The 20,233-nt window shown below is 64.0% G+C and carries 21 protein-coding genes; 13 read left to right on the forward strand and 8 right to left on the reverse strand.

Going from position 1 to position 20,233, the window contains the following annotated elements; all coding sequences use genetic code 11:
- Positions 1-551 precede the first annotated feature (551 nt).
- The 7 genes from urtA to F6X62_RS15890 all read left to right on the forward strand — a co-directional run bounded on the left by urtA (position 552) and on the right by F6X62_RS15890 (position 7,312).
- Positions 552-1,817, forward strand: a complete 1,266-nt coding sequence (gene urtA / locus F6X62_RS15860; RefSeq protein ID WP_112899285.1) for an urea ABC transporter substrate-binding protein — start codon at positions 552-554, stop codon at positions 1,815-1,817.
- 139 nt (positions 1,818-1,956) lie between these two features.
- Positions 1,957-3,444, forward strand: coding sequence for an urea ABC transporter permease subunit UrtB (gene urtB, locus F6X62_RS15865; RefSeq protein WP_153774100.1), 1,488 nt, complete (start codon positions 1,957-1,959; stop codon positions 3,442-3,444).
- Complete coding sequence (gene urtC / locus F6X62_RS15870) at positions 3,444-4,523, forward strand: urea ABC transporter permease subunit UrtC (RefSeq protein WP_054894572.1); 1,080 nt, start codon at positions 3,444-3,446, stop codon at positions 4,521-4,523. Before urtB ends, urtC begins: the two co-directional genes overlap by 1 nt.
- Positions 4,520-5,377, forward strand: coding sequence for an urea ABC transporter ATP-binding protein UrtD (urtD, locus tag F6X62_RS15875; RefSeq protein ID WP_153774101.1), 858 nt, complete (start codon positions 4,520-4,522; stop codon positions 5,375-5,377). The genes urtC and urtD overlap by 4 nt, the downstream gene beginning before the upstream one ends.
- Positions 5,378-5,523: 146 nt before the next feature.
- Positions 5,524-6,222: an urea ABC transporter ATP-binding subunit UrtE gene (gene urtE / locus F6X62_RS15880; RefSeq protein WP_153774102.1), complete on the forward strand. Its 699-nt coding sequence runs from the start codon at positions 5,524-5,526 to the stop codon at positions 6,220-6,222.
- Positions 6,223-6,253: 31 nt separating this feature from the next.
- Positions 6,254-6,778, forward strand: a complete 525-nt coding sequence (locus tag F6X62_RS15885) for a GNAT family N-acetyltransferase (RefSeq protein WP_153774103.1) — start codon at positions 6,254-6,256, stop codon at positions 6,776-6,778.
- 3 nt (positions 6,779-6,781) lie between these two features.
- Complete coding sequence (locus F6X62_RS15890; RefSeq protein WP_054894568.1) at positions 6,782-7,312, forward strand: GNAT family N-acetyltransferase; 531 nt, start codon at positions 6,782-6,784, stop codon at positions 7,310-7,312.
- A gap of 13 nt (positions 7,313-7,325) precedes the next feature.
- Here F6X62_RS15890 and F6X62_RS15895 read toward each other — a convergent pair whose 3' ends face one another.
- On the reverse strand, positions 7,326-7,631 hold the full coding sequence (locus F6X62_RS15895; RefSeq protein WP_054894567.1) for a chaperone modulator CbpM: 306 nt from the start codon (positions 7,629-7,631) through the stop codon (positions 7,326-7,328).
- A 2-nt stretch (positions 7,632-7,633) separates the two neighbouring features.
- Positions 7,634-8,587 carry a curved DNA-binding protein gene (cbpA, locus tag F6X62_RS15900; RefSeq protein WP_054894566.1) on the reverse strand — a complete coding sequence of 318 codons (954 nt, stop codon included), beginning with the start codon at positions 8,585-8,587 and terminating at the stop codon, positions 7,634-7,636.
- Between the two features lie 163 nt (positions 8,588-8,750).
- Between cbpA and F6X62_RS15905 the strand changes: the two genes are divergently transcribed.
- Positions 8,751-10,022 (forward strand): Hsp70 family protein, encoded by a 1,272-nt coding sequence (locus F6X62_RS15905; protein ID WP_063546350.1) that lies wholly within the window; start codon positions 8,751-8,753, stop codon positions 10,020-10,022.
- Positions 10,023-10,334: 312 nt separating this feature from the next.
- On the opposite strand, the gene F6X62_RS15910 is transcribed toward F6X62_RS15905, so the two are convergent.
- From F6X62_RS15910 to F6X62_RS15920, 3 genes are all read right to left on the reverse strand, one after another.
- Positions 10,335-11,342, reverse strand: a complete 1,008-nt coding sequence (locus tag F6X62_RS15910) for an AI-2E family transporter (protein ID WP_153774104.1) — start codon at positions 11,340-11,342, stop codon at positions 10,335-10,337.
- A gap of 70 nt (positions 11,343-11,412) precedes the next feature.
- A complete protein-coding gene (locus F6X62_RS15915; protein ID WP_153774105.1) occupies positions 11,413-11,706 on the reverse strand; it encodes a PsiF family protein in 294 nt (97 codons plus the stop codon).
- A 62-nt stretch (positions 11,707-11,768) separates the two neighbouring features.
- Entirely contained in the window at positions 11,769-12,557 is a 789-nt protein-coding gene (locus F6X62_RS15920) for a helix-turn-helix domain-containing protein (RefSeq protein ID WP_153774106.1), read from the reverse strand.
- A 166-nt stretch (positions 12,558-12,723) separates the two neighbouring features.
- Between F6X62_RS15920 and F6X62_RS15925 the strand changes: the two genes are divergently transcribed.
- Entirely contained in the window at positions 12,724-13,617 is an 894-nt protein-coding gene (locus tag F6X62_RS15925) for a DMT family transporter (protein WP_063546353.1), read from the forward strand.
- Here F6X62_RS15925 and F6X62_RS15930 read toward each other — a convergent pair.
- Positions 13,598-14,488 carry a triacylglycerol lipase gene (locus F6X62_RS15930; protein ID WP_153774107.1) on the reverse strand — a complete coding sequence of 297 codons (891 nt, stop codon included), beginning with the start codon at positions 14,486-14,488 and terminating at the stop codon, positions 13,598-13,600. The genes F6X62_RS15925 and F6X62_RS15930 overlap by 20 nt on opposite strands.
- 135 nt (positions 14,489-14,623) lie before the next feature.
- Between F6X62_RS15930 and osmE the strand changes: the two genes are divergently transcribed.
- On the forward strand, positions 14,624-14,965 hold the full coding sequence (gene osmE, locus F6X62_RS15935; protein WP_054925771.1) for an osmotically-inducible lipoprotein OsmE: 342 nt from the start codon (positions 14,624-14,626) through the stop codon (positions 14,963-14,965).
- Between the two features lie 42 nt (positions 14,966-15,007).
- Complete coding sequence (locus F6X62_RS15940) at positions 15,008-15,538, forward strand: bacterioferritin (protein ID WP_065861630.1); 531 nt, start codon at positions 15,008-15,010, stop codon at positions 15,536-15,538.
- A gap of 65 nt (positions 15,539-15,603) precedes the next feature.
- On the opposite strand, the gene F6X62_RS15945 is transcribed toward F6X62_RS15940, so the two are convergent.
- Entirely contained in the window at positions 15,604-16,785 is a 1,182-nt protein-coding gene (locus F6X62_RS15945; protein ID WP_153774108.1) for an epoxide hydrolase family protein, read from the reverse strand.
- 115 nt (positions 16,786-16,900) lie between these two features.
- Here F6X62_RS15945 and F6X62_RS15950 point away from each other — a divergent pair, with 115 nt between their 5' ends.
- Entirely contained in the window at positions 16,901-17,488 is a 588-nt protein-coding gene (locus tag F6X62_RS15950) for a TetR/AcrR family transcriptional regulator (RefSeq protein ID WP_153774109.1), read from the forward strand.
- A gap of 68 nt (positions 17,489-17,556) precedes the next feature.
- Here the strand turns inward: F6X62_RS15950 and F6X62_RS15955 are convergent, their stop codons facing one another.
- Positions 17,557-19,620 (reverse strand): AsmA family protein, encoded by a 2,064-nt coding sequence (locus tag F6X62_RS15955; protein ID WP_153774110.1) that lies wholly within the window; start codon positions 19,618-19,620, stop codon positions 17,557-17,559.
- Positions 19,621-19,961: 341 nt separating this feature from the next.
- On the opposite strand from F6X62_RS15955, the gene F6X62_RS15960 reads away from it, so the two are divergent.
- Positions 19,962-20,233, forward strand: a 272-nt coding sequence (locus tag F6X62_RS15960) for a hypothetical protein (protein ID WP_153774111.1), incomplete at its 3' end; no start/stop codon positions are given.

Consider the following 20,233-nt stretch of genomic DNA (forward strand, 5'->3'; position numbering starts at 1 on the left):
TGCACAGGGCTGCTGTGCAGCCCTTCTCGGGTAAACCCGCTCCCACAGGGACCGCGCAGTACTGAAGACCTGCGCAATACCTGTGGGAGCGCAATCTTCTTGAGCATGGTGCATCTCCTTGCAGCTCTCTCTTTATGACGCTCCGAGCCCATACGCCAATATGGGTGGACGGAGCCGTGCGGGTTGGCGTTGCCGGTCAGAAGGTCCGGTGAGCCCGAAGGCTCCCACACACGGCTCCGCCCATAACGGGTGCAACCATGCAGGGCACAACTATCGCGTATGCGATGTGCCCGGTTCTGACAGCGGGACGCCAATCCCGACCCGCAGAATCTACTGCGGTGCCGAACGGTACTCAAGTACCGCTTATGTGTCAAAACTGTTCACCGCCCTGGCCCCAATCCTGTGCAGGCCAGCCGCGCAAGCACCAACCTGGCCCTCATCCAAGCCCCGCATCGAAGCACAACCCTTCTAATCCGTAGCCTCGCGCACCACGGCACAGCCTTTGCAATCTCCCTTCTGCCAACACCACAACAACTCAGCGGAGAGAGCACATGAAGCGACGCAGTCTGATCAAGGCCTTCACCCTCAGCGCATCGATTGCGGCGATGGGCCTGAGCTGGAGCATCCAGGCGGCCGAGACCATCAAGGTCGGCATCCTGCATTCGCTGTCCGGGACCATGGCCATTTCCGAAACGTCGCTCAAGGACATGGCGCTGATGACCATCGACGAAATCAACGCCAAGGGCGGGGTCAATGGCAAGCTGCTCGAACCGGTGGTGGTCGACCCGGCCTCGAACTGGCCGCTGTTCGCCGAGAAGAGTCGCCAGTTGCTGACCCAGGACAAGGTCGCGGTGGTGTTCGGCTGCTGGACCTCGGTGTCGCGCAAGTCGGTGCTGCCGGTGTTCGAGGAGCTCAACGGGCTGCTGTTCTACCCGGTGCAATATGAAGGCGAGGAGATGTCGCCGAACGTGTTCTACACCGGCGCTGCGCCCAACCAGCAGGCGATCCCGGCGGTGGAGTACCTGATGAGCGAAGACGGCGGTGGTGCCAAGCGCTTCTTCCTGCTGGGCACCGACTACGTCTACCCGCGCACCACCAACAAGATCCTGCGCGCCTTCCTGCACAGCAAGGGCGTGGCCGACAAGGACATCGAAGAGGTCTACACGCCGTTCGGCCACAGCGACTACCAGACCATCGTCGCCAACATCAAGAAGTTCTCCGCGGGCGGCAAGACGGCGGTGATCTCCACCGTCAATGGCGACTCCAATGTGCCCTTCTACAAAGAGCTGGCCAATCAGGGCCTGAAAGCCACCGACGTGCCGGTGGTGGCCTTCTCGGTGGGTGAAGAGGAGTTGCGTGGCATCGACACCAAGCCGCTGGTCGGCCACTTGGCGGCGTGGAACTACTTCGAGTCGGTGGAGAACCCGGTCAACCAGAAGTTCGTTGCCGACTGGAAAGCCTACGCCAAGGCCAAGGGCTTGCCGGGTGCCGACAAGGCGGTGACCAACGACCCGATGGAGGCCACCTACGTGGGCATCCACATGTGGGCGCAGGCGGTCGAGAAAGCCAAGTCCACCGATGTCGACAAAGTGCGTGAGGCTTTGGCCGGGCAGAGCTTCCAGGCGCCGTCCGGCTTCACCCTGACCATGGACAAGACCAACCACCACCTGCACAAGCCGGTGATGATCGGCGAGATCCAGGAAGACGGGCAGTTCAGTGTGGTCTGGCAGACCGAGCAGCCGCTGCGTGCGCAGCCGTGGAGCCCGTTCATTCCGGGTAACGACAAGCGGCCTGACTATGCGGTGAAGGGCAACTGATTGCACGGGGGCCGCGTTGCGGCCCATTCGCGGGCAAGCCCGCTCCCACAGGTACGGTGCAAGGTCTGGAACCCGCGCGGTCCCTGTGGGAGCGGGTTCACCCGCGAAGAATCCACCGCCGATTTCCAGGATTACCCGCATGCTCAGACTCCTGCTCTCCCTCCTGCTGCTCCTGCCTCTGGCCACCCACGCCAGCGAGGGCGAATTCTTCCTCGGCGCCAAGCCCGCCGAACAGGCCAGCCTGCTCGAAGGCTGGGCCGCACAACCCGAACCGGCGCGCCTGGCGCTGCTGGAAAACCTGCGCGAAGGGCGTATTGCCGAAGACGACACGCGCAAGGTGCGCCTGAACAATCGTCTGCGCGGCCTGATCGACAACGCCCTGGCCAGCCATCAGCTGCTCAGCGCCGACAGCAACCTGCGTCTGGCCGCAGCACGGCAACTGCAAAAGAGCGCGCAACCGGCGCAGATGGCGCTGCTCGATCGCGCCTTCGCCAGTGAGCCGGACGCCGCCGTGCACGCCGCCCTGGGCCTCGCCTTGGCCAACCTGCAGCTGGGCGCCAGCGAACCTCGGGTACGCCTGGCCGCAGTGCGCCTGCTCGGGGAAACCGGCGACCCGCTGGCACGTACCCGTCTGGAAGTTCTGTTGCAGCCTGGCGCTGAACCCGACGCCGGGGTGCGCACCGCCGCCGAGACCAGCCTGGCCCAGGTCCAACGCAAGCTGCTGTTCGGTGAGATCCTCGGCCAGGCGTTCAGCGGCCTGTCGCTGGGTTCGATCCTGCTGCTGGCGGCCTTGGGCCTGGCGATCACCTTCGGCCTGCTCGGGGTGATCAACATGGCCCACGGCGAAATGCTGATGCTCGGCGCCTACAGCACCTACCTGGTGCAGGTGCTGCTGCAGCGCTACGCCCCCGGCGCCATCGAGTTCTACCCGCTGATCGCCCTGCCGGTGGCCTTCGCCGTCAGTGCTGGGGTCGGCATGGCGCTGGAACGCACCGTCATCCGCCATCTCTACGGCCGCCCCCTGGAAACCCTGCTGGCGACCTGGGGCATCAGCCTGATCCTGATCCAGGCGGTGCGCCTGCTGTTCGGCGCGCAAAACGTCGAGGTGAGCAACCCGGCGTGGTTGTCTGGCGGCATCCAGGTGCTGCCCAACCTGGTGCTGCCTTACAACCGCCTGGTGATCATCGGCTTCGCCCTGGCGGTGGTTCTGCTCACCTGGCTGCTGCTCAACCGCACACGGTTGGGGCTGAACGTGCGCGCGGTCACGCAGAACCGCAACATGGCGGCCTGCTGCGGTGTGTCCACCGGGCGCGTCGACATGCTCGCCTTCGGCCTGGGCTCGGGTATCGCCGGGCTGGGCGGGGTGGCCCTGAGCCAGGTCGGCAACGTCGGCCCTGACCTGGGCCAGAGCTACATCATCGACTCCTTCCTGGTGGTGGTGCTCGGCGGCGTCGGGCAACTGGCCGGCAGCCTCTGGGCGGCCTTCGGGCTGGGCATCGCCAACAAGCTGCTGGAACCGCAGATCGGTGCGGTACTCGGCAAGATCCTCATCCTTGCGCTGATCATTCTGTTCATCCAGAAACGCCCGCAAGGCCTGTTCGCCCTCAAGGGACGGGTAATCGACTGATGAACCAGCCACTGCTTGTCACTGCCACGCAAAAGGTCGGGCCACGCCTGTCACTGGCCATCGGCGCCATCGTCATCCTGGTGCTGCTGGCCCTGCCGCTGCTGTCGCTGCTACCTGACGGCCATGCGCTGCAGGTCTCGGCCTACACCCTGACCTTGGTCGGCAAGATCCTTTGCTACGCCATCGTCGCCCTGGCCCTGGACCTGGTCTGGGGCTATGCCGGGCTGCTGTCGCTGGGCCACGGCCTGTTCTTCGCCCTGGGCGGCTATGCCATGGGCATGTACCTGATGCGCCAGGCGGCCGGCGACGGCTTGCCGGGCTTCATGACCTTCCTGTCGTGGAGCGAGCTGCCCTGGTACTGGGCCGGTACCCAGCACTTCGCCTGGGCGCTGTGCCTGGCGGTACTGGCGCCGGGGATGCTGGCACTGGTGTTCGGCTGGTTCGCCTTCCGCTCGCGGATCAAGGGCGTGTACTTCTCGATCATGACCCAGGCCCTGACCTTTGCGGGGATGCTGCTGTTCTTTCGCAACGAAACCGGGTTCGGCGGCAACAACGGCTTCACCAGCTTCCGCACCATCCTGGGCTTCGAGATCACTGCACCGGGCACCCGCGCGGTGCTGTTCCTGCTCACTGTCGCATTGCTGCTGGGCAGCCTGTACCTGTGCTGGTGGCTGACGCGCAGCAAGTTCGGGCGCCTGCTCACCGCGCTGCGCGACGCCGAGAACCGCCTGATGTTCTGCGGATACGATCCACGCGGCTTCAAGCTGCTGGTGTGGGTGCTCAGCGCCGTGCTGTGCGGCCTGGCCGGGGCGCTTTACGTGCCGCAGGTGGGCATCATCAACCCCAGCGAAATGTCGCCGACCAATTCCATCGAAGCCGCTGTCTGGGTTGCCCTGGGCGGTCGCGGCACGCTGATCGGCCCGCTGCTTGGCGCAGGCCTGGTCAATGGCATGAAGAGCTGGTTCACCGTGGCCTTCCCGGAGTTCTGGCTGTTCTTCCTCGGCGCACTGTTCATCCTGGTCACCCTGTACCTGCCCAAGGGCGTGGTCGGGCTGCTGAAGAAAAGGAGCCAGCCATGAGAGGCATCCCTGCGGTTCATCCGGAATTCATGCTGGAGCCGGTCTTCGATCAGGTGGGCACCGGCCGCGACGCCATTGGCCTGGGCCAGCCGCGCAAGGCCGGGCTCGACACCCGCCATGGCACGGTACTGAGCCTTGAAGACATCAGCGTCAGCTTCGACGGATTCAAGGCGCTCAACGCGCTCAACCTGTACATCGGCGTTGGCGAACTGCGTTGCATCATCGGCCCCAACGGCGCCGGCAAGACCACGATGATGGACGTGATCACCGGCAAGACCCGCCCCGACACCGGCAGTGCGTTCTTTGGCGATACCCTGGACCTGACCCGCATGAGCGAGTACCAGATCGCCCAGGCGGGCATCGGCCGCAAATTCCAGAAGCCCACGGTGTTCGAGGCACTGAGCGTGCATGAAAACCTCGAATTGGCGCTCAAGACCGACAAGTCGGTCTGGGCCAGCCTGGCGGCGCGCTTGAGCGGCGAGCAGCGTGAGCGAATAGAGCACGTACTGACGACCGTGCGCCTGAACAGCCTGGCCTCGCGCCAGGCCGGGCTGTTGTCACACGGCCAGAAGCAGTTCCTGGAGATCGCCATGCTGCTGGTGCAGGAGCCGCAGTTGCTGCTGCTCGACGAGCCGGTGGCGGGCATGACCGACGCCGAGACCGAGTTCACCGCCGAGCTGTTCAAGGGCCTGGAGGGCACGCATTCGCTGATGGTGGTGGAGCACGACATGGGCTTCGTGGGCAGCATTGCCGACCATGTGACGGTGCTGCACCAGGGCTCGGTGCTGGCCGAGGGGTCGCTGGCACAGGTGCAGGCGGACGAGCGGGTGGTCGAGGTTTATCTGGGCCGCTAGATCAGGAAACCTGCACTGACCTCTTCGCGGGGAAACCCGCTCCCACAGGTACGGTGCAAGGTCTCGGAAACTGCGCCGCCCCTGTGGGAGCGGGTTTACCCGCGAAAGGGCCGGTACAGGCAAAGCAGAATTGTCAGGAACCCAACATGCTCAAGATCGACACCCTGCACCAGTACTACGGCGGCAGCCACATCCTCCGAGGCCTGTCGTTCGAAGCCAGGATCGGCGAAGTCACCTGCCTGCTGGGCCGCAACGGCGTGGGCAAGACCACCCTGCTGCGCTGCCTGATGGGCCTGGTGCCAGCCCGCGAAGGCAGCATCGAGTGGGAGGGCAAGCCGATCACTGCGCTCAAGCCCCAGCAGCGGGTGCATGCCGGCATCGCCTACGTGCCCCAGGGCCGCGAGATATTCCCGCGCCTGACCGTGGAGGAAAACCTGCTGATGGGCCTGTCGCGCTTCAGCGCCCGCGAGGCGCGGGAGGTGCCGGCATTCATCTATGAGCTGTTCCCGGTGCTCGAGCAGATGAAGCAGCGCCGTGGCGGCGACCTCTCCGGCGGCCAGCAGCAACAGCTGGCGATCGGTCGCGCCCTGGCCAGCCGCCCGCGCCTGCTGATCCTCGACGAACCCACCGAAGGCATCCAGCCGTCGGTGATCAAGGAAATCGGCGCGGTCATCCGCAGCCTGGCCCAGCGCGGCGACATGGCCATCCTGCTGGTCGAGCAGTTCTACGATTTTGCCGAAGAGCTGGCCGACCAGTACCTGGTCATGGCCCGCGGTGAAATCGTCCAGCGCGGTTGCGGCGAAAACATGCAGGCCGAAGGTGTACGCGGGCTGGTAACCATTTAATCTGCAACATCGACTTCGCGAAGACACTGCCATGAGCTACCTGATCCGTGATGCCCTACCCGACGACGTGGCGGGCATCCTCGACATCTACAACGACGCCGTGCGCAACACCACGGCGATCTGGAACGAAACCCCGGTCGACCTGGCCAACCGCCAGGCCTGGTTCGCCGCCCGCGCCGAGCAGGGTTACCCGATCCTGGTCGCGGCCGACGCAAACGTCGTACTGGGCTACGCCTCGTTCGGCGACTGGCGGCCGTTCGAGGGTTTTCGCCTCACGGTCGAACACTCGGTGTACATCCGCAGCGACCAGCGCGGCAAGGGCCTGGGTCCGCTGCTGATGCAGGCGCTGGTCGAGCGCGCCCGGCAGTGCGGCAAGCACATGATGGTCGCGGCCATCGAGAGCGGCAACGCGGCCTCGATCCGTCTGCACGAGCGACTGGGTTTCATTACGACCGGGCAAATGGCCCAGGTCGGGGTGAAGTTCGGTCGCTGGCTCGACCTGACGTTCATGCAACTGGCGTTGGACGACAATCGCGAACCACCTCGAAAGGACTGATTCATGAACGCCGCACAGCTACAGCGCGTCACCCACGAGAGCCTGACCTACTACCGCGACAGCCTCGTGGCGCTGTTGCTCGATGCGGTACGCAATGGGGCTTCGGTGGGGTTTCTGGCGGACATCGACGAGGCCCAGGCGCTTGCGTATTTCGCTGAAGTTCGCAGCCGGCTTGTCAGCGGTGAGCAGTTGCTCTGGGTGATCGCCCAGGGGCAGGAGGTGCTGGCCAGCGTGCAGTTGGGGCTGTGCCTGAAACCCAACGGCCTGAACCGCGCCGAGGTGCAGAAGCTGCTGGTGCACAGCCGTGCCCGACGGCGTGGGCTGGGGCAACAGTTGATAGCGGCGCTGGAGGCCGATGCCCGACGTCTGAAACGCGGGATGCTGTACCTGGACACCGAGGCAGGGTCGGGTGCCGAGGGGTTCTACCAGGCACTGGGGTATGACAAGGCCGGGGAGATCCCGGACTATGCCTGCGGCCCGGACGGTGTGTATCGGGCGACGGCGCTGTACTACAAGGTGCTGGCTGGCGCTTGAGAACACCGCAGTTCTACATCTGGGTGAATCGCCCCAAACGCTGCCTCAACATGCTGTTCTCACTGCGCAACTGCTGCACTTCCTGCAGCAACTCCAGCGCCAGCGCCACCCCTTCCCACTCCAGTTCCAACTCTTGGTGCAGCTTTGCCGCACGCTTGGCCAGCAGCGGCGCCTGATCGTCGAATAACCAGTCCTCCGGGGTGCGCCCGGTGGGTTCGACAATGCCGTGCTCGACGATTTCGATCACGCAGTCGGCCGTGACATCGGCCTCCTGACACAAGGTTCGCATGTCCAGTTGAACGATCAGGGTGCTGCTCATGGTCACTTACTCCATTGTGTCCTCGGGTTGAACGCGGCCTTCTCGGAGAGTTTGGTCCAGAGTTCGCGAGTGGTCGCATCGGAGGTGCTCGGCATGACCACTTTGAGCTGGGCGTAGAGATCGCCACGCTCGCCCTGCTTGTTCGCAAGGCCCATGCCCTTGACCCGCAGGCGCTGGCCGCTCTGGCTGTCGGGGCGGATGGTCAGGTTGATCTTGCCGGTCAGGGTCGGAACCGCCACCTTGGTGCCCAGCGCTGCCTCCCAGGGAGCCAGCGGCACGGTGATGATCAGGTCGTGGCCTTCGACATCGAACAGCGGATGCGGCGCCATGCGGATGGTCAGAAACAGGTCGCCGTTGGCGCCACCACCCACGCCCGGAGCGCCCTGGCCCTTGAGGCGAATGCGCTCGCCGTCGGTCACTCCGGCCGGGATCTTCACGTTCAGCGTCTTGGTGGTGAAACCGGTGCGCTGCCCGGCAGCGTTGGTCTGCGGCACCTGGAAGCTGATCTGCTTGGACTCCTTGCTCAGGGTCTCTTCGAGAAACACCGCCAGTTCCAGTTCCACGTCCTGCCCTCGCCTGCCGGCACTGCGCTGCTGGCCGCGTGCGCCGCCAAAGGGATTGCCGCCACGGGCACCGAAGATCGAGCTGAAGAAGTCGGAGAAGTCTCCGCTCTCGAAGCCGCCGCCACCGCCGCGACTTTCCCAGCCTGGCGGCGCCTGGAACGGCCGACCATGCTGGCCGCCGTACTTGCGGATCTCGTCGAATTCAGCGCGTTTCTGCGCATCGCCCAGCACTTCGTAGGCCTCGTTGGCCTCTTTGAATTTCTCCTCGGCGTCACGCTCCTTGCTGACGTCGGGGTGATACTTGCGCGCCAGCTTGCGGTACGCGGCCTTGATCGCCTTCTCGTCCGCGCTGGGCTCGACGCCGAGTATCTTGTAATAGTCTTTGAAGTCCATCTAAGGATCACCAGTAGGAATTTTCGTGTTGCATCTGAAGATTGGGGTCAAGCATAGCCTTTCAAGGTTCGCTTGGGTTTGTCATATGGCAGACGATCGGTCTTGATTCTGTCGGCCACTGGCATAAACTGCGCGGCCGTTTGGCCTCCGGAAGCCCCTCCCCATGTCTGACCTATCCCCGGCTCGCGCCCTTGGCATCGACTTCGGCACCTCCAACTCCACGGTGGGTTGGCACCGCCCTGGCGTCGAATCGCTGATCGCCCTGGAAGAGGGCAAGATCACCCTGCCGTCGGTGGTGTTCTTCAACATCGAGGAGCGGCGCCCGGTGTATGGCCGTCTGGCCCTGCACGAGTACCTGGAAGGCTACGAAGGCCGCCTGATGCGCTCGCTCAAGAGCCTGCTGGGCTCCAAGCTGATCAAGCATGACACCAGCGTGCTCGGCAGCGCGCTGCCTTTCAAGGACCTGCTGGGCATGTTCATCGGCGAGCTGAAGAAGCGCGCCGAGGCCAATGCCGGGCGCAGCTTCGACCAGGTCGTGCTGGGCCGTCCGGTGTTCTTCGTCGACGAGGACCCGGCGGCCGACCAGGAGGCCGAGGATACCCTCGCCGAAGTCGCACGCAAGATCGGCTTCAAGGACGTGTCGTTCCAGTACGAACCGATCGCCGCAGCCTTCGACTACGAGTCGGGCATCAGCCGCGAAGAGCTGGTGCTCATCGTCGATATCGGCGGTGGTACTTCGGACTTTACCCTGATCCGCCTGTCGCCCGAACGGCACCTGGTCGATGAGCGCCAGGATGACATCCTCGCCACCGGCGGCGTGCACATCGGCGGTACCGACTTCGACAAGCAGCTGAGCCTGCAAGGCGTGATGCCGCTGTTCGGCTATGGCAGCCGCATGAAGAGCGGCGCGCTGATGCCGACCAGCTACCACCTGAACCTGGCGACCTGGCACACCATCAACGCCCTGTACTCGCAGAAGTCGCAACTGGCCCTGGGCAGCATGCGCTACGACATCGAGGATGCGCTGGGCATCGATCGCCTGTTCAACCTGATCGAACAGCGCGCCGGACACTGGCTGGCGATGGAAGTGGAGGCCAGCAAGATCGAGCTGACCGACCAGGTCAGCCGGCGCATCGACCTGGGCCGGGTCGAGCCGGGCCTGGCGGCGGACCTGACCCGCGGCCTGTTCGAGGACGCCATCGACGGCCTGTTGCAGCGGGTCCGTGGCAGTGTCAGCGAGCTGCTGGCCAAGGCCGGGGTCAGTGAAGCGCAGGTGGATACGGTGTTCTTCACCGGGGGCTCGAGCGGCATTCCGGCGCTGCGCAACAGCGTTGCGGCGATGCTGCCCAATGCGCGGCATGTGGAAGGCAATATCTTTGGCAGCATTGGCAGCGGTCTGGCCATTGAGGCGCGCAAGCGGTACGGGACAATCTGATCCTTTGCCTGTACTGGCCTCTTCGCGGGTAAACCCGCTCCCACAGGATTATCTATGCCTTGAAGGCAGCGGTGAACCTGTGAATCCCACAGGATTACCTATGCCTTGAAGGCAGCAGTGAACCTGTGGCCCCCACAGGATTACCTATGCGTTGAAGGCAGCGGTGGACCTGTGGCTCCCACTGGTTACCTATGCTTTGAAGGCAGCGGTGGACCTGTGCCTCCCACAGGATTACCTATGCCTTGAAGGCAGCGGTGGACCTGTGGGAGCGGGTTTACCCGCGAAGAGGCCGGTACACGTTCAAGCACCCCCTCAGACCAGCTCCATCCGCCTCAGCTCACTCTTCAGGTAGGCATAGTAGATCGGCCCCGCCACCACCCCCGGCAAGCCGAACGCCGCTTCGAACACCAGCATCGCCAGCAACAGCTCCCACGACTTGGCACTGATCTGCCCACCGACGATCCGCGCGTTGAGGAAATACTCGACCTTGTGGATGACGATCAGGTAGCCCAGCGCCGCCGCCGCAACCCAGATCGACAGCGACAGCCCGACGATGGTGATCAGGGTGTTGGACATCAGGTTGCCGATCACTGGCAGCAGCCCGAGCAGGAAGGTCAGTACGATCAGGGTCTTGGTCAGCGGCAGGTGCACGTCGAACAGCGGCAGCACCACGGCGAGGAAGATGCCGGTGAACGCGGTGTTGAGCAGCGAGATCTTGATCTGCGCGAAGACGATATTGCGAAACGCCTGCACCAGCAGGCTCAGGCGCTCGAACAGCGCGGCGGCCAGAGGCTTGCGTCGGGACAGGTCGGGCAGCCGCTGCAAGGCGATGATGGCGCCGAGGATCATGCCGATCAGCAGGGTCACGAACATATGTGCCATGCCCTTGCCAACCAGTTGCAGGTCGCTCAGGTGGCTGCGGATCCAGTCGCCGATGGCCACTTTGAACTCTGCCGCGCTGGCCGGCAGGTATCCCTCGATGAATGGCGGCAACTGCCCTCGGGCGCGCTCCACCAGGCCCATGAACTTGTCCAGCGAAGCGCCGGGGTTTTCGGCTTCGTGCAGCAGGAAGCTGAAAGCGCCGGCGATCAACAGCGTCAGCGTGCTCACCACCAGGGTGCCGAGCAGCGCCACCGCCAGCCAGCGCGCCCGTTGTCCGGCGATCAGTGGCTGCAAGCGTGGGGTGAGCATGTTCACCAGCTCGAACACCAGCAGGCCCGCGAGCAGGCTCGGCAGCAGCTTGAGGGGCAACGCCAGGAGCAGGCCGGCAACGACGATGATGCAGCTGGCCAGGGTGATCTGGCGGGGAGTGAAAGTCATACAGCCTCGGCGGCAGACAGCGGAAAGACCCGCAGTCTGCCAGCCTTCAGGCGCAAGGCATAGGCGCAGGTCACTTCTTCTTCAGGCATTCGCTCATGAATGCCTTGCGCTCGTCGCCCTTGAGCGCCGTGGCCTTCGGGTCGGCGTTACAGGCCTTCATGCGCTCCTGCGGCGTGGTCGGCTTGGCAGGCTCGGCTTTTTTCAGGCAGTTGCTCATGAACGCCTTGCGCTCGTCGCCCTTGAGGGCCTGACTGGTAGCATCGGCGTTACAGGTCTTCATCTTTTCCTGTTGCGGCGTAGCGGCGAATCCTTGCCCGGCGATCGACATCCCCAGTACCAGCAATGACACATGCAGCATCTTCATGGAGTGGTCTCCTTGTCCCGCGCAGGATGCACGGTCGTCGAGCTGAGTGTAGACAACAATTCCTACATCCCTGATCGCACCCTGCGCCGGTACTGCTCAGGCGTGCACCGAGCCTGGCGCTGGAACATGGCGATGAACGCCGAGGCACTGCTGTAGCCCAGGTCGAAGGCGATGCTCTGGATCGGCGTGCCGCTTTCCAGCGCTTCGATGGCGCGCAGAAAGCGCAGGCGCAAGCGCCACTCGCCAAAGCTCATGCCCAGCTCGCGGATGAACTGGCGGGCCAGAGTACGCTCGCTGACATGCGCCTGCGCGGCCCAGTCACCGAGCGGTCGGTTATCGCCGGGCTCGGCGTGCAGGGCCTCGAGCACCTGACGCAGGCCGTCGCTGCGGGCGAAAGGCAGGTAGCAGGTTTGCGTGGGTGCCAGCCGCAGTTGGTCGAGCAGCACCTGGACCAGGCGCTGGTCCCGTTCGTCCTGGGCAATCTTGAGGTCGCGACGGGCAAAGTCGCCGAGGATCGCCTTGAGGATGTCGCTTATCGCCAGGCTGCAGGGCTGGGCCGGCAGATCGACGCATAGGCTGCGGTCGAGGTAGACCGAGCGGAAGACGACGGCCTGCGGGTTGTAGCAACCGTGCTCATGATCAGGAGGAACCCAGACCGCGTGGTTTGGCGGCGAGATGAAACGCTGGCCGTCGACATCCAGGTGCATGACGCCGTGAGCGGCATAGTTGAGCTGGCCCCACGGATGAAAGTGCGGGGCGCTGACCGTGTCGGCGCCGAACTCGTCGTAGCGAAAGTACACCGGCGCCGGGAGTTCGGGGAAACGAGGATGGTCGAGGTATTTGGCGGACATGCTGTCTGCTTCACGGGGCGAGTTGTCTGGATGGGAGTATAGCCTTGTGGACAGACAGAGGATAATGGCGGGCATCTGCGGTGTTCTTTTCGCGGGCAAGTCGGAGCGCCGAACCGCCCCACAAAAGCATCACACCGAAACAGCAATTCCCACGAGTCAAAGCCTCATGAACTACAGCTTCCCCGTCCTGGCGATTCTTATCTGGGCCGGCAACACCGTCGTCACCAAGATGTCCGCCGGGGCGATCTTTCCCGCCGAGATCGGCTTCTACCGCTGGCTGCTCGCAGGCCTGCTGTTCACCCCCTTCCTGCTGCCGCAGGTGTGGCGCAATCGCACAGCGATCCGCCCGCTCTTGGGCAAGCTGTTCGTCCTGGGGGTACTGGGCATGGTCATGTACCAGAGCATGGCGTACTTCGCCGCCGGCATCACCAGCGCCACCAACATGGGCATCATCCTTTCGCTGATGCCACTGATGTCGCTGGCCCTGTCGATCGCCTGGCTCGGCCAGCGCCTGACCTACGGCGCCTCGCTCGGCGCTCTGGTGTCGTTCTTCGGCGTGCTGGAGGTAGTGTCCGCCGGCAATCCCGGCGCGCTGCTGCACCAAGGGCTCAATGGCGGTGACCTGCTGATGCTGGTCGCCACCTTCGCGTATGCGCTGTACAGCGTGCTGTTGAAGAAATGGCAATTGCGCCTGCCACAGATGCAACTGCTGTATCTGCAGATCTGGATGGCGATCTTGGTACTGCTGCCGATGTACCTGCTGTCGGAGAAGACCGGGCTGACCGCGAACAACATCGGCCTGGTGCTGTATGCCTGTGTGCTGGCGTCGATGATCGCGCCGCAGTTCTGGATGCAGGCCGTGCACAGGCTCGGGCCGGCCCGCACGACCCTGTTCTTCAATCTGTTGCCGGTGGTGACTGCCGTGATCGCTGCTGGCGTCCTGAACGAACAGTTGGCCAGCTATCACTTGTATGGCGGCCTGCTGACACTGGCCGGGGTCATCCTCGCCGAACGCTGGACCACTCCCGTGCGCCGCGCGCTTACAGCCCGGCAGCCTTGAGCCGGGCAGCGTGCTCGGTGAACAGGCGCACCGGGTGGGCGCTCTTGCCCACGGCACCGAACTGCTGGTTGACGATGTCCAGGTGATCGAGCGGGTAATCGTCGCCGATCACCTGGCCGAGGTGCGAGCTGTAACGCCCGACCATGCCATCACATTGGCCTTTTTCCCGAATGAAACTGCGGGCGAACAGCCGACAGAAGCGGTTGCTGCCATCGAAGCGATTCCAGCCTTTGTCGGTGCGTCCAGGCTGCAGGATGCGGGACCAGGAGTAGTAGCGCACGCCGTTGACCTCGGCAGCACCCTCGCCACCCCAGTGCTGCGGCAAGCCCTGTGGATAAGCCTGGTTGAACAGCGCCACGCCCGAACAGGTCAGCGACTGGTGCGAGGCGTGCACATCGATCGGCAACGGATCACGGCGCCAGCCGGTTTCCAGCCACACCAGCAGCAGCGCCAGGCCATGAAGTGCAGCCTTGAGCAGGCGCCCCCGTGGCGAATCGCCGGGGGCGCTGCGTTCAAGATGATCGGCCAGTTCCGAGCCGTGGTTGGGACCGGCAACAGAGGTGACCGACGCCACTCGCCCAGGCCTGCGCGCTGCGGCATAACGCGCGCTCAAAGCGCCCTGGCTGTGGCCGATGAGGTTGACCTTGTCTGCCCCGGTGCGCTGGCAGATGTCTTCGATGATCAGCAGTAACTGCTCGCCACGCACCTCGCTGGAATGCAGCGGCGAGACCTGCACCGCGAACACCTGTGCCCCACCCCGGCGCAACGCCGGCACGATGCCAAACCAGTAGGGGTAGAGCAGCAAGCGCACGAAACCGAGCATGCCCGGCACCAGCACCAGTGGGTAGCGTGTGGCCAGTTCGTTTGTCATCTGCCGTTCCTCTCCCTGAACCCTGCCCTTCTCAGGGTAGTCGCCGCTTCGCCTGATGAATCGAACTCTTGACGCGCCGTGCGGTTCCAACCTTGACAGCCACCCGCAACGGACCTTTCTGCAAGGAGCGGAACCATGAACAAAGCGATCCTGGCCATTCTTGTCGCAAGCACGACCCTCGCCGCCTGCGGCAGCCGTCCGGAAAACCCGGCGGACTACGTCACCTACCGCGACGAGCCGCTGGTCAAGCAGGTCGAGCACGGCATGACCACGCAAAAGGTCATCGCCATCGGCGGCAGCCCATCGAACATGAGCGACCTGCCCAACGGCGGGATCTGCAACGACTACATCCTCTACAAGGATGGCAAGCAGCAGCCCTACTACGTGCGCTTCGACGCCAGCGGGCATGTCGACGCCAAGGGATTCAAGACCTGCAAACAGCGAGAAGAGGACCGCAAGGCCTTACCCGGCCAGTAAGCCCTCCCGCCCACTTACCCCCTGATCTGTATGGAGAGAATCATGAGCAACGTTGAACTGACCGATATCAACACTTTGCGCCAGCGCGCACGCCAGCATGTAGAGCAAGGCGCCGTCACCGAAGGCTACAACGCCGACCGCGAGACAATCATCCGCCTGCTCAACGAGTCGCTGGCCACCGAGCTGGTCTGCACCCTACGCTACAAGCGCCACTACTTCATGGCCAGCGGTATCAAGGCCAGCGTCGCTGCCGAGGAGTTCCTCGAGCACGCGAACCAGGAGTCCGAACACGCCGACAAGCTGGCCGAGCGTATCGTCCAGCTGGGCGGCGAGCCGGACTTCAACCCGGACAACCTGAGCAAGAACTCCCACGCGCAGTACGTGGCCGGCAGCAATCTCAAGGAGATGGTGCTCGAAGACCTGGTTGCCGAGCGTATCGCCATCGACAGCTACCGCGAGATCATCCAGTACATCGGTGACAAGGACCCGACCACCCGTCGCATCTTCGAAGACATCCTGGCCCAGGAGGAAGAGCACGCAGACGATATGTCGGACCTGCTGCAAGGGCTGTAGGAGCGGGCTTGCCCGCGAAGAGGCCGTCGCGGTGCCCGGCACCGCGACAAGCCCGCTCACCCCTCTCAGCGGAACCGCGCAAAGGCCCGCCACATCTCCCGGGCAAAGATCTGCGGCTGCTCGAACGCCGCGAAGTGCCCGCCGTGCTCGGCTTCATTCCAGTAGAACAGTTCAGCGTAGGCTTGCTCGGCCCACTTGCGCGGCGGCTGGAAGGTTTCGGCGGGAAACACCGTGGCCCCCATCGGCAACTGGATGCGCTCTGAAGACGCACGCACCGCCGAGAAGAAACTGCGGTCGCGAATGGTGCTGCCCACACCCTCCCAGTACAAGCGGGCGCTGGACGTACCGGTGCCGGTGAACCAGTACAGCGAGATGTCGTCGAGCATCTGGTCGCGGCTCAGGGCATCTTCCGGGCGCCCCTTGTTATCGGTCCACTCCCAGAATTTCTCGTACATCCACATGGCCAGCGCCAGCGGCGAGTCGTTCAGTGCATAGCCGATGGTCTGCGGCCGGGTGTTCATCTGGTCGGCATAGCCGGACATCTGGTCCAGGTAATGATCCACGTCACTCAGCGCCCGCAGCTCGGCCTCGGTGGGATGCTCCGGTGCGTGCTCGGGCACCACCAGCAACAGGTTCACATGGGCGGCGAGCAAGCCCGCCGGCTGCTGACTGGCCAGTGCGTGGGTGATCGCCGAACCCCAATCACCGCCTTGGGCGACCCAGCGCGGGTACCCGAGCCTCTCGGTCATCAGCACGGCCCAGGCACGGGCAATCCGCTGTGGATTCCAGCCCTGCTCGGTGGGCTTTTCCGAGAAGCCATAGCCGGGAATCGACGGCACCACGACGTGGAAGGCGTCTTCGGCACGGCCGCCGAAGCGGGTCGGGTCGGTAAGGCGCTCGATGACGTCGAGAAACTCCACCACCGAACCCGGCCAGCCATGGGTGAGCAGGATCGGCATCGCCTGGGGATGCGGCGAGCGCGCATGGATGAAGTGAACAGCGACGCCGTCGATCTGTGTGTGGAACTGCTCGAAGCGGTTGATGCGAGCCTCGAACTGGCGCCAGTCGTAGTGGTTGAGCCAATGGTCGATCAAGCCCTTGGCAGCCTCCAGGGGCACGCCCTGGGACCAGTCGGCGACCAGTTCCGGGTCGGGCCAGCGGATGGCACGCAGGCGCTGGTGCAGGTCGTCGATTGCAGCCTGCGGGACATCGACCTTGAATGGCTCAAGGGTGGAAAGCGTGGACATGTTCAACTCCGGATGAAAACGAACCTGTAGCGGTCACTACAAACACTAAGCCGCGCCTCGGAACACTGTCAACGAAAACTTTAACGACTGCTACAAATGCGATAGAGTGCCGCCCATGACACGAAAAATCTCATTCGACTATCAGCAAGCCCTGGCCAGCGCCACGGACTTGTTCTGGAAAAACGGCTACGCCGCCACCGGCCTGCGCGATCTACTCAAGGTCATGGGCATCGGCGAGGGCTCGTTCTACAACACCCTCAAGAGCAAGAAGCAGCTCTACCTGGCCTGCGTCGAGCGCTACAACGAAGAGGTGGTCGGCAAGCGCGAACAGGCTCTGTTGGCCGCACCGACTGCGGCCCTGGGCATCCGTGCATTCTTCGCCGATGTGCTCGACAGCCTCGACAACCCACAAACGCCCTCGCGCCTGTGCCTGCTGGCGGCGATGGAGACCGAGGAAGTGTTGGTCGACGACGAGCTGAGGTTACGCGCCGAGCAGGCGCTGGCGGACTTGAAGGCGATGTTCGCCGGGCGCCTGGCCGAGGACCGCGAGCGTGGGGAGTTGCCGTCGAGCACGGACCCGCAATTGAATGCAGCGATCATCGCCACTTACCTCAAGGGGCTGTGGCGCATGGCGTTGGTGGAGTATGAGCGGCCGGCGTTCGAGCGGCAGATCGATGCCTTCCTGACGGCGCTCGGGCTGTAGCCGATTATTTGGCTGGGCCGGCCCTATCGCGGGGCCAGTCGGGGCGCCGAACCGCCGTGCCGCTTCCTCTACTTCTTCGGCTTCACCGCCGCAGGCGCCTTGCCGGCCTTCATCCGCTCCAGCAGCGGCGTGCATTGGTTGGGTACATCACCACTCGGAGCGATGAGCGCCAGCAACCCGGCGGCCGGCCCGATGGCCACACCCAGCGCTACCATCCCTGCGCCACGCAAGGCCAGCGGCACCGCCTGCACGCCAGCACTGGGCTTGGCGAACGGCCCACGCACATACAGCGGTGAGCGCAGCGAGAACAGGCGCAGCCCCTTGGATTCCGGAGTGACCTTCAGGTCCAGTTGCTCGCTGGCGAAATTCGCCGTGCCATTGATGTAGATGATCGCGTTCTCGGTGTCGAACACGAACAGCCGCGTGGTCGCCAGGCCATCCTTGATACCCACGTCGGCCGCCGCGCAGTTGATCTTCACATCCTCGTCGCCAAACAGCTTGTCGACCACGTAGTTGCCAACGTTGAGCCCGGCGATCTCCATCAGACTGCGGCTGATCGCACCATCATTGATCAGCAGGCGCAGGTCGCCGTTGGAAGTGCCCAGCAACGCCGCCACCGAATTGCCGCGACCGCTCAGGTCGGCGTCGCCGTTCAGCTCGCCGAAGCTGGTCTGCATCGGCGCAAAGGTGGGGAACAGCTCCTTGAGCTTGAAGCCGCGGGCAGTCAGGCGTGCCCGGCCCTGCATCGGCACCGAGCGGCCATCGAGGCGAATATTGGCATCGAGGTTGCCGCCGGCCACGCCAAAGCGCAGCGGGACCATACGCAGCAGACCGTCCTCGAGCACCACATGGGCAGACAGATCCTTGAACGGCAACTGCTCGCTATGCACGATGCGCTTGCCAGCGAACGTCACGTCGGCATCCATCGCCCGCCAGCGGTCGGTGCGGAACTCCTCTACCGGCAGCACCTTGCCGGTCGGCTGCTTGCTGGCGCCACCACGGGCTTTCTGCTCGGCATTGGAATCAGCGCCGATCAGTGGCGCCAGGTCCTTGAACAGCAACTGGTTGGAGACCAGGTTGCCGGAGAGCTTGGGCCGTGGCTGGCTGGCGACGAAGGCCAGGTCGCCATGGATGTCGCTGTCACCGATCTTGCCGTTGAAGCCTTCGTAGCGGAAACGCGCGCCCTGCGGATCATGCAGGTTGGCGCTGAGGTGGCCGTCGGTGGAATACGCCGGGGTATCGGGCAGGGTCACACCGGTCAGCGGGTAGAGGTTGCCCAGGCTGCTGCCGGAAAGCTTCAGGCGCAGGTCCAGAGCGCCGAGATTGCGTGGGTCGGTCAGGGTGCCGGCGACGGCTGCGCGGGTGTCGCCTACGCGCGCATCGACCTGCAGCGGGAATGGCTGCCTGGCATCCTGCAGCGCCAGCAAGCCGCCGATCTTGCCGGTCGCGGACACTGCCTGGCCCTTGTAGCGGCCTTCGGCCTTGAGCCCGAACGCGTAATCCTGCGCGCCACCGGCTTTTTCCGCGCTGGCCTTGCCGACGATCTCGCTGAACGGGATCGGCTTGCCCAGCGGGTCGATCTGCACCTTCATGTCGGTCTTCAGGGTCTGGTCGTCGAAGCGCACATTACCCTGGTCGAATCCGATCGCCCCGATATCGAGCACCCACCTGGAAGGTTCGGCGTTCTCGTCCTTGGGCCCGAAATCGAAAGTCCAGTTGGCGCGGCCGTCAGCCAGGCGCGTGAGACTGGCGGTGGGATGAGTGAGGTCGATTCGCGGGATCGAGATCTGCTGGAACAACAGCGGCAGCGGCGACAGGCGAAACTCGACACGTTCCAGGCCGACCATCTGCGGCTCCTTGAGCCAGTCGGGATTGCCCAGGGTCAGGTCTTCGGCCACGAAGCGCGGCCAAGGCACCCAGGCGCGCCAGCCGCCCTCATCGGGCTCGCGCTGCCAGTGCACGGCGAGGTTGCCATTGATGGCGAACGGGCGGTGCAGCGCTTCGGAGACCTTCTCGTTGAGCAGCGGCTTGATACGGTTCCAGTCAAAGGTGGCAATCACCACCACCAGTATCGCCAGCAAGGCCGCGAGGCTGGCGAGGATCCAGGTGAAGATTCTGGCGGGGCGCGTCATTGCGGGGCTCTCCTGACTGCAAGACTTGAAGCGGTGCGGCAAAGGCATTCATTACTTCGGACTGATGAAAGCCCGAGGGGTTTTATCGACGACGGCAATGATAGCGAAGTTTTTTCTGACCCATTCCTCAGCTTTGCGGGTGAAATCGACCTGGATGTTACCGGTGAAACGCGGTAGCACGTAGCCACCAACCACCCCGAAATCATTGATCCAGAGCCTTCCCGGTCAACCATCATTTACGTCGATTGTTACCATTAGCCATATGAACTTTTTTCTTGAGTTACCAAGCGTAGCATTGCCCTCGTACCCACTTTCCAGCGTCCCACGAGGAGCACCGAATCATGAAACGCCAACTGCTGCTGAGCCTGAGTCTTTCCATCCTGGCCGCCAACGCCTTCGCCTTGCCGGCTGCCGACCAACACCTGAGTGCCGAAGCCCGTTCCAGCTCGGCAGTGATTTCCCAGCCTCTGAAGACGGTTGCCGAAGGTGGCTCTGATCGTCTGATCGAACGTAACAACCGCGTTGCCGAAGGTGGCTCGGATCGCCTGATCGAACGCAACAACCGCGTAGCCGAAGGTGGCTCGGATCGCTTGATCGAACGCAACAACCGCGT

The sequence above is a fragment of the Pseudomonas sp. MNR3A genome (assembly GCF_009650575.1).
GTDB classification, from domain to species: domain Bacteria; phylum Pseudomonadota; class Gammaproteobacteria; order Pseudomonadales; family Pseudomonadaceae; genus Aquipseudomonas; species Aquipseudomonas machongensis.

Coding starts and splice junctions, on each gene's coding strand:
- osmE (WP_054925771.1), top strand. CDS start 14,624: ATGAACAAAGCGATCCTGGCCATTCTTGTCGCAAGCACGACCCTCGCC.
- F6X62_RS15950 (WP_153774109.1), top strand. CDS start 16,901: ATGACACGAAAAATCTCATTCGACTATCAGCAAGCCCTGGCCAGCGCC.
- F6X62_RS15920 (WP_153774106.1), bottom strand. CDS start 12,557: ATGTCCGCCAAATACCTCGACCATCCTCGTTTCCCCGAACTCCCGGCG.
- cbpA (WP_054894566.1), bottom strand. CDS start 8,587: ATGGACTTCAAAGACTATTACAAGATACTCGGCGTCGAGCCCAGCGCG.
- F6X62_RS15905 (WP_063546350.1), top strand. CDS start 8,751: ATGTCTGACCTATCCCCGGCTCGCGCCCTTGGCATCGACTTCGGCACC.
- F6X62_RS15895 (WP_054894567.1), bottom strand. CDS start 7,631: ATGAGCAGCACCCTGATCGTTCAACTGGACATGCGAACCTTGTGTCAG.
- F6X62_RS15925 (WP_063546353.1), top strand. CDS start 12,724: ATGAACTACAGCTTCCCCGTCCTGGCGATTCTTATCTGGGCCGGCAAC.
- urtE (WP_153774102.1), top strand. CDS start 5,524: ATGCTCAAGATCGACACCCTGCACCAGTACTACGGCGGCAGCCACATC.
- urtB (WP_153774100.1), top strand. CDS start 1,957: ATGCTCAGACTCCTGCTCTCCCTCCTGCTGCTCCTGCCTCTGGCCACC.
- F6X62_RS15940 (WP_065861630.1), top strand. CDS start 15,008: ATGAGCAACGTTGAACTGACCGATATCAACACTTTGCGCCAGCGCGCA.
- F6X62_RS15915 (WP_153774105.1), bottom strand. CDS start 11,706: ATGAAGATGCTGCATGTGTCATTGCTGGTACTGGGGATGTCGATCGCC.
- F6X62_RS15955 (WP_153774110.1), bottom strand. CDS start 19,620: ATGACGCGCCCCGCCAGAATCTTCACCTGGATCCTCGCCAGCCTCGCG.
- F6X62_RS15945 (WP_153774108.1), bottom strand. CDS start 16,785: ATGTCCACGCTTTCCACCCTTGAGCCATTCAAGGTCGATGTCCCGCAG.
- F6X62_RS15910 (WP_153774104.1), bottom strand. CDS start 11,342: ATGACTTTCACTCCCCGCCAGATCACCCTGGCCAGCTGCATCATCGTC.
- F6X62_RS15885 (WP_153774103.1), top strand. CDS start 6,254: ATGAGCTACCTGATCCGTGATGCCCTACCCGACGACGTGGCGGGCATC.
- urtA (WP_112899285.1), top strand. CDS start 552: ATGAAGCGACGCAGTCTGATCAAGGCCTTCACCCTCAGCGCATCGATT.
- urtD (WP_153774101.1), top strand. CDS start 4,520: ATGAGAGGCATCCCTGCGGTTCATCCGGAATTCATGCTGGAGCCGGTC.
- urtC (WP_054894572.1), top strand. CDS start 3,444: ATGAACCAGCCACTGCTTGTCACTGCCACGCAAAAGGTCGGGCCACGC.
- F6X62_RS15930 (WP_153774107.1), bottom strand. CDS start 14,488: ATGACAAACGAACTGGCCACACGCTACCCACTGGTGCTGGTGCCGGGC.
- F6X62_RS15890 (WP_054894568.1), top strand. CDS start 6,782: ATGAACGCCGCACAGCTACAGCGCGTCACCCACGAGAGCCTGACCTAC.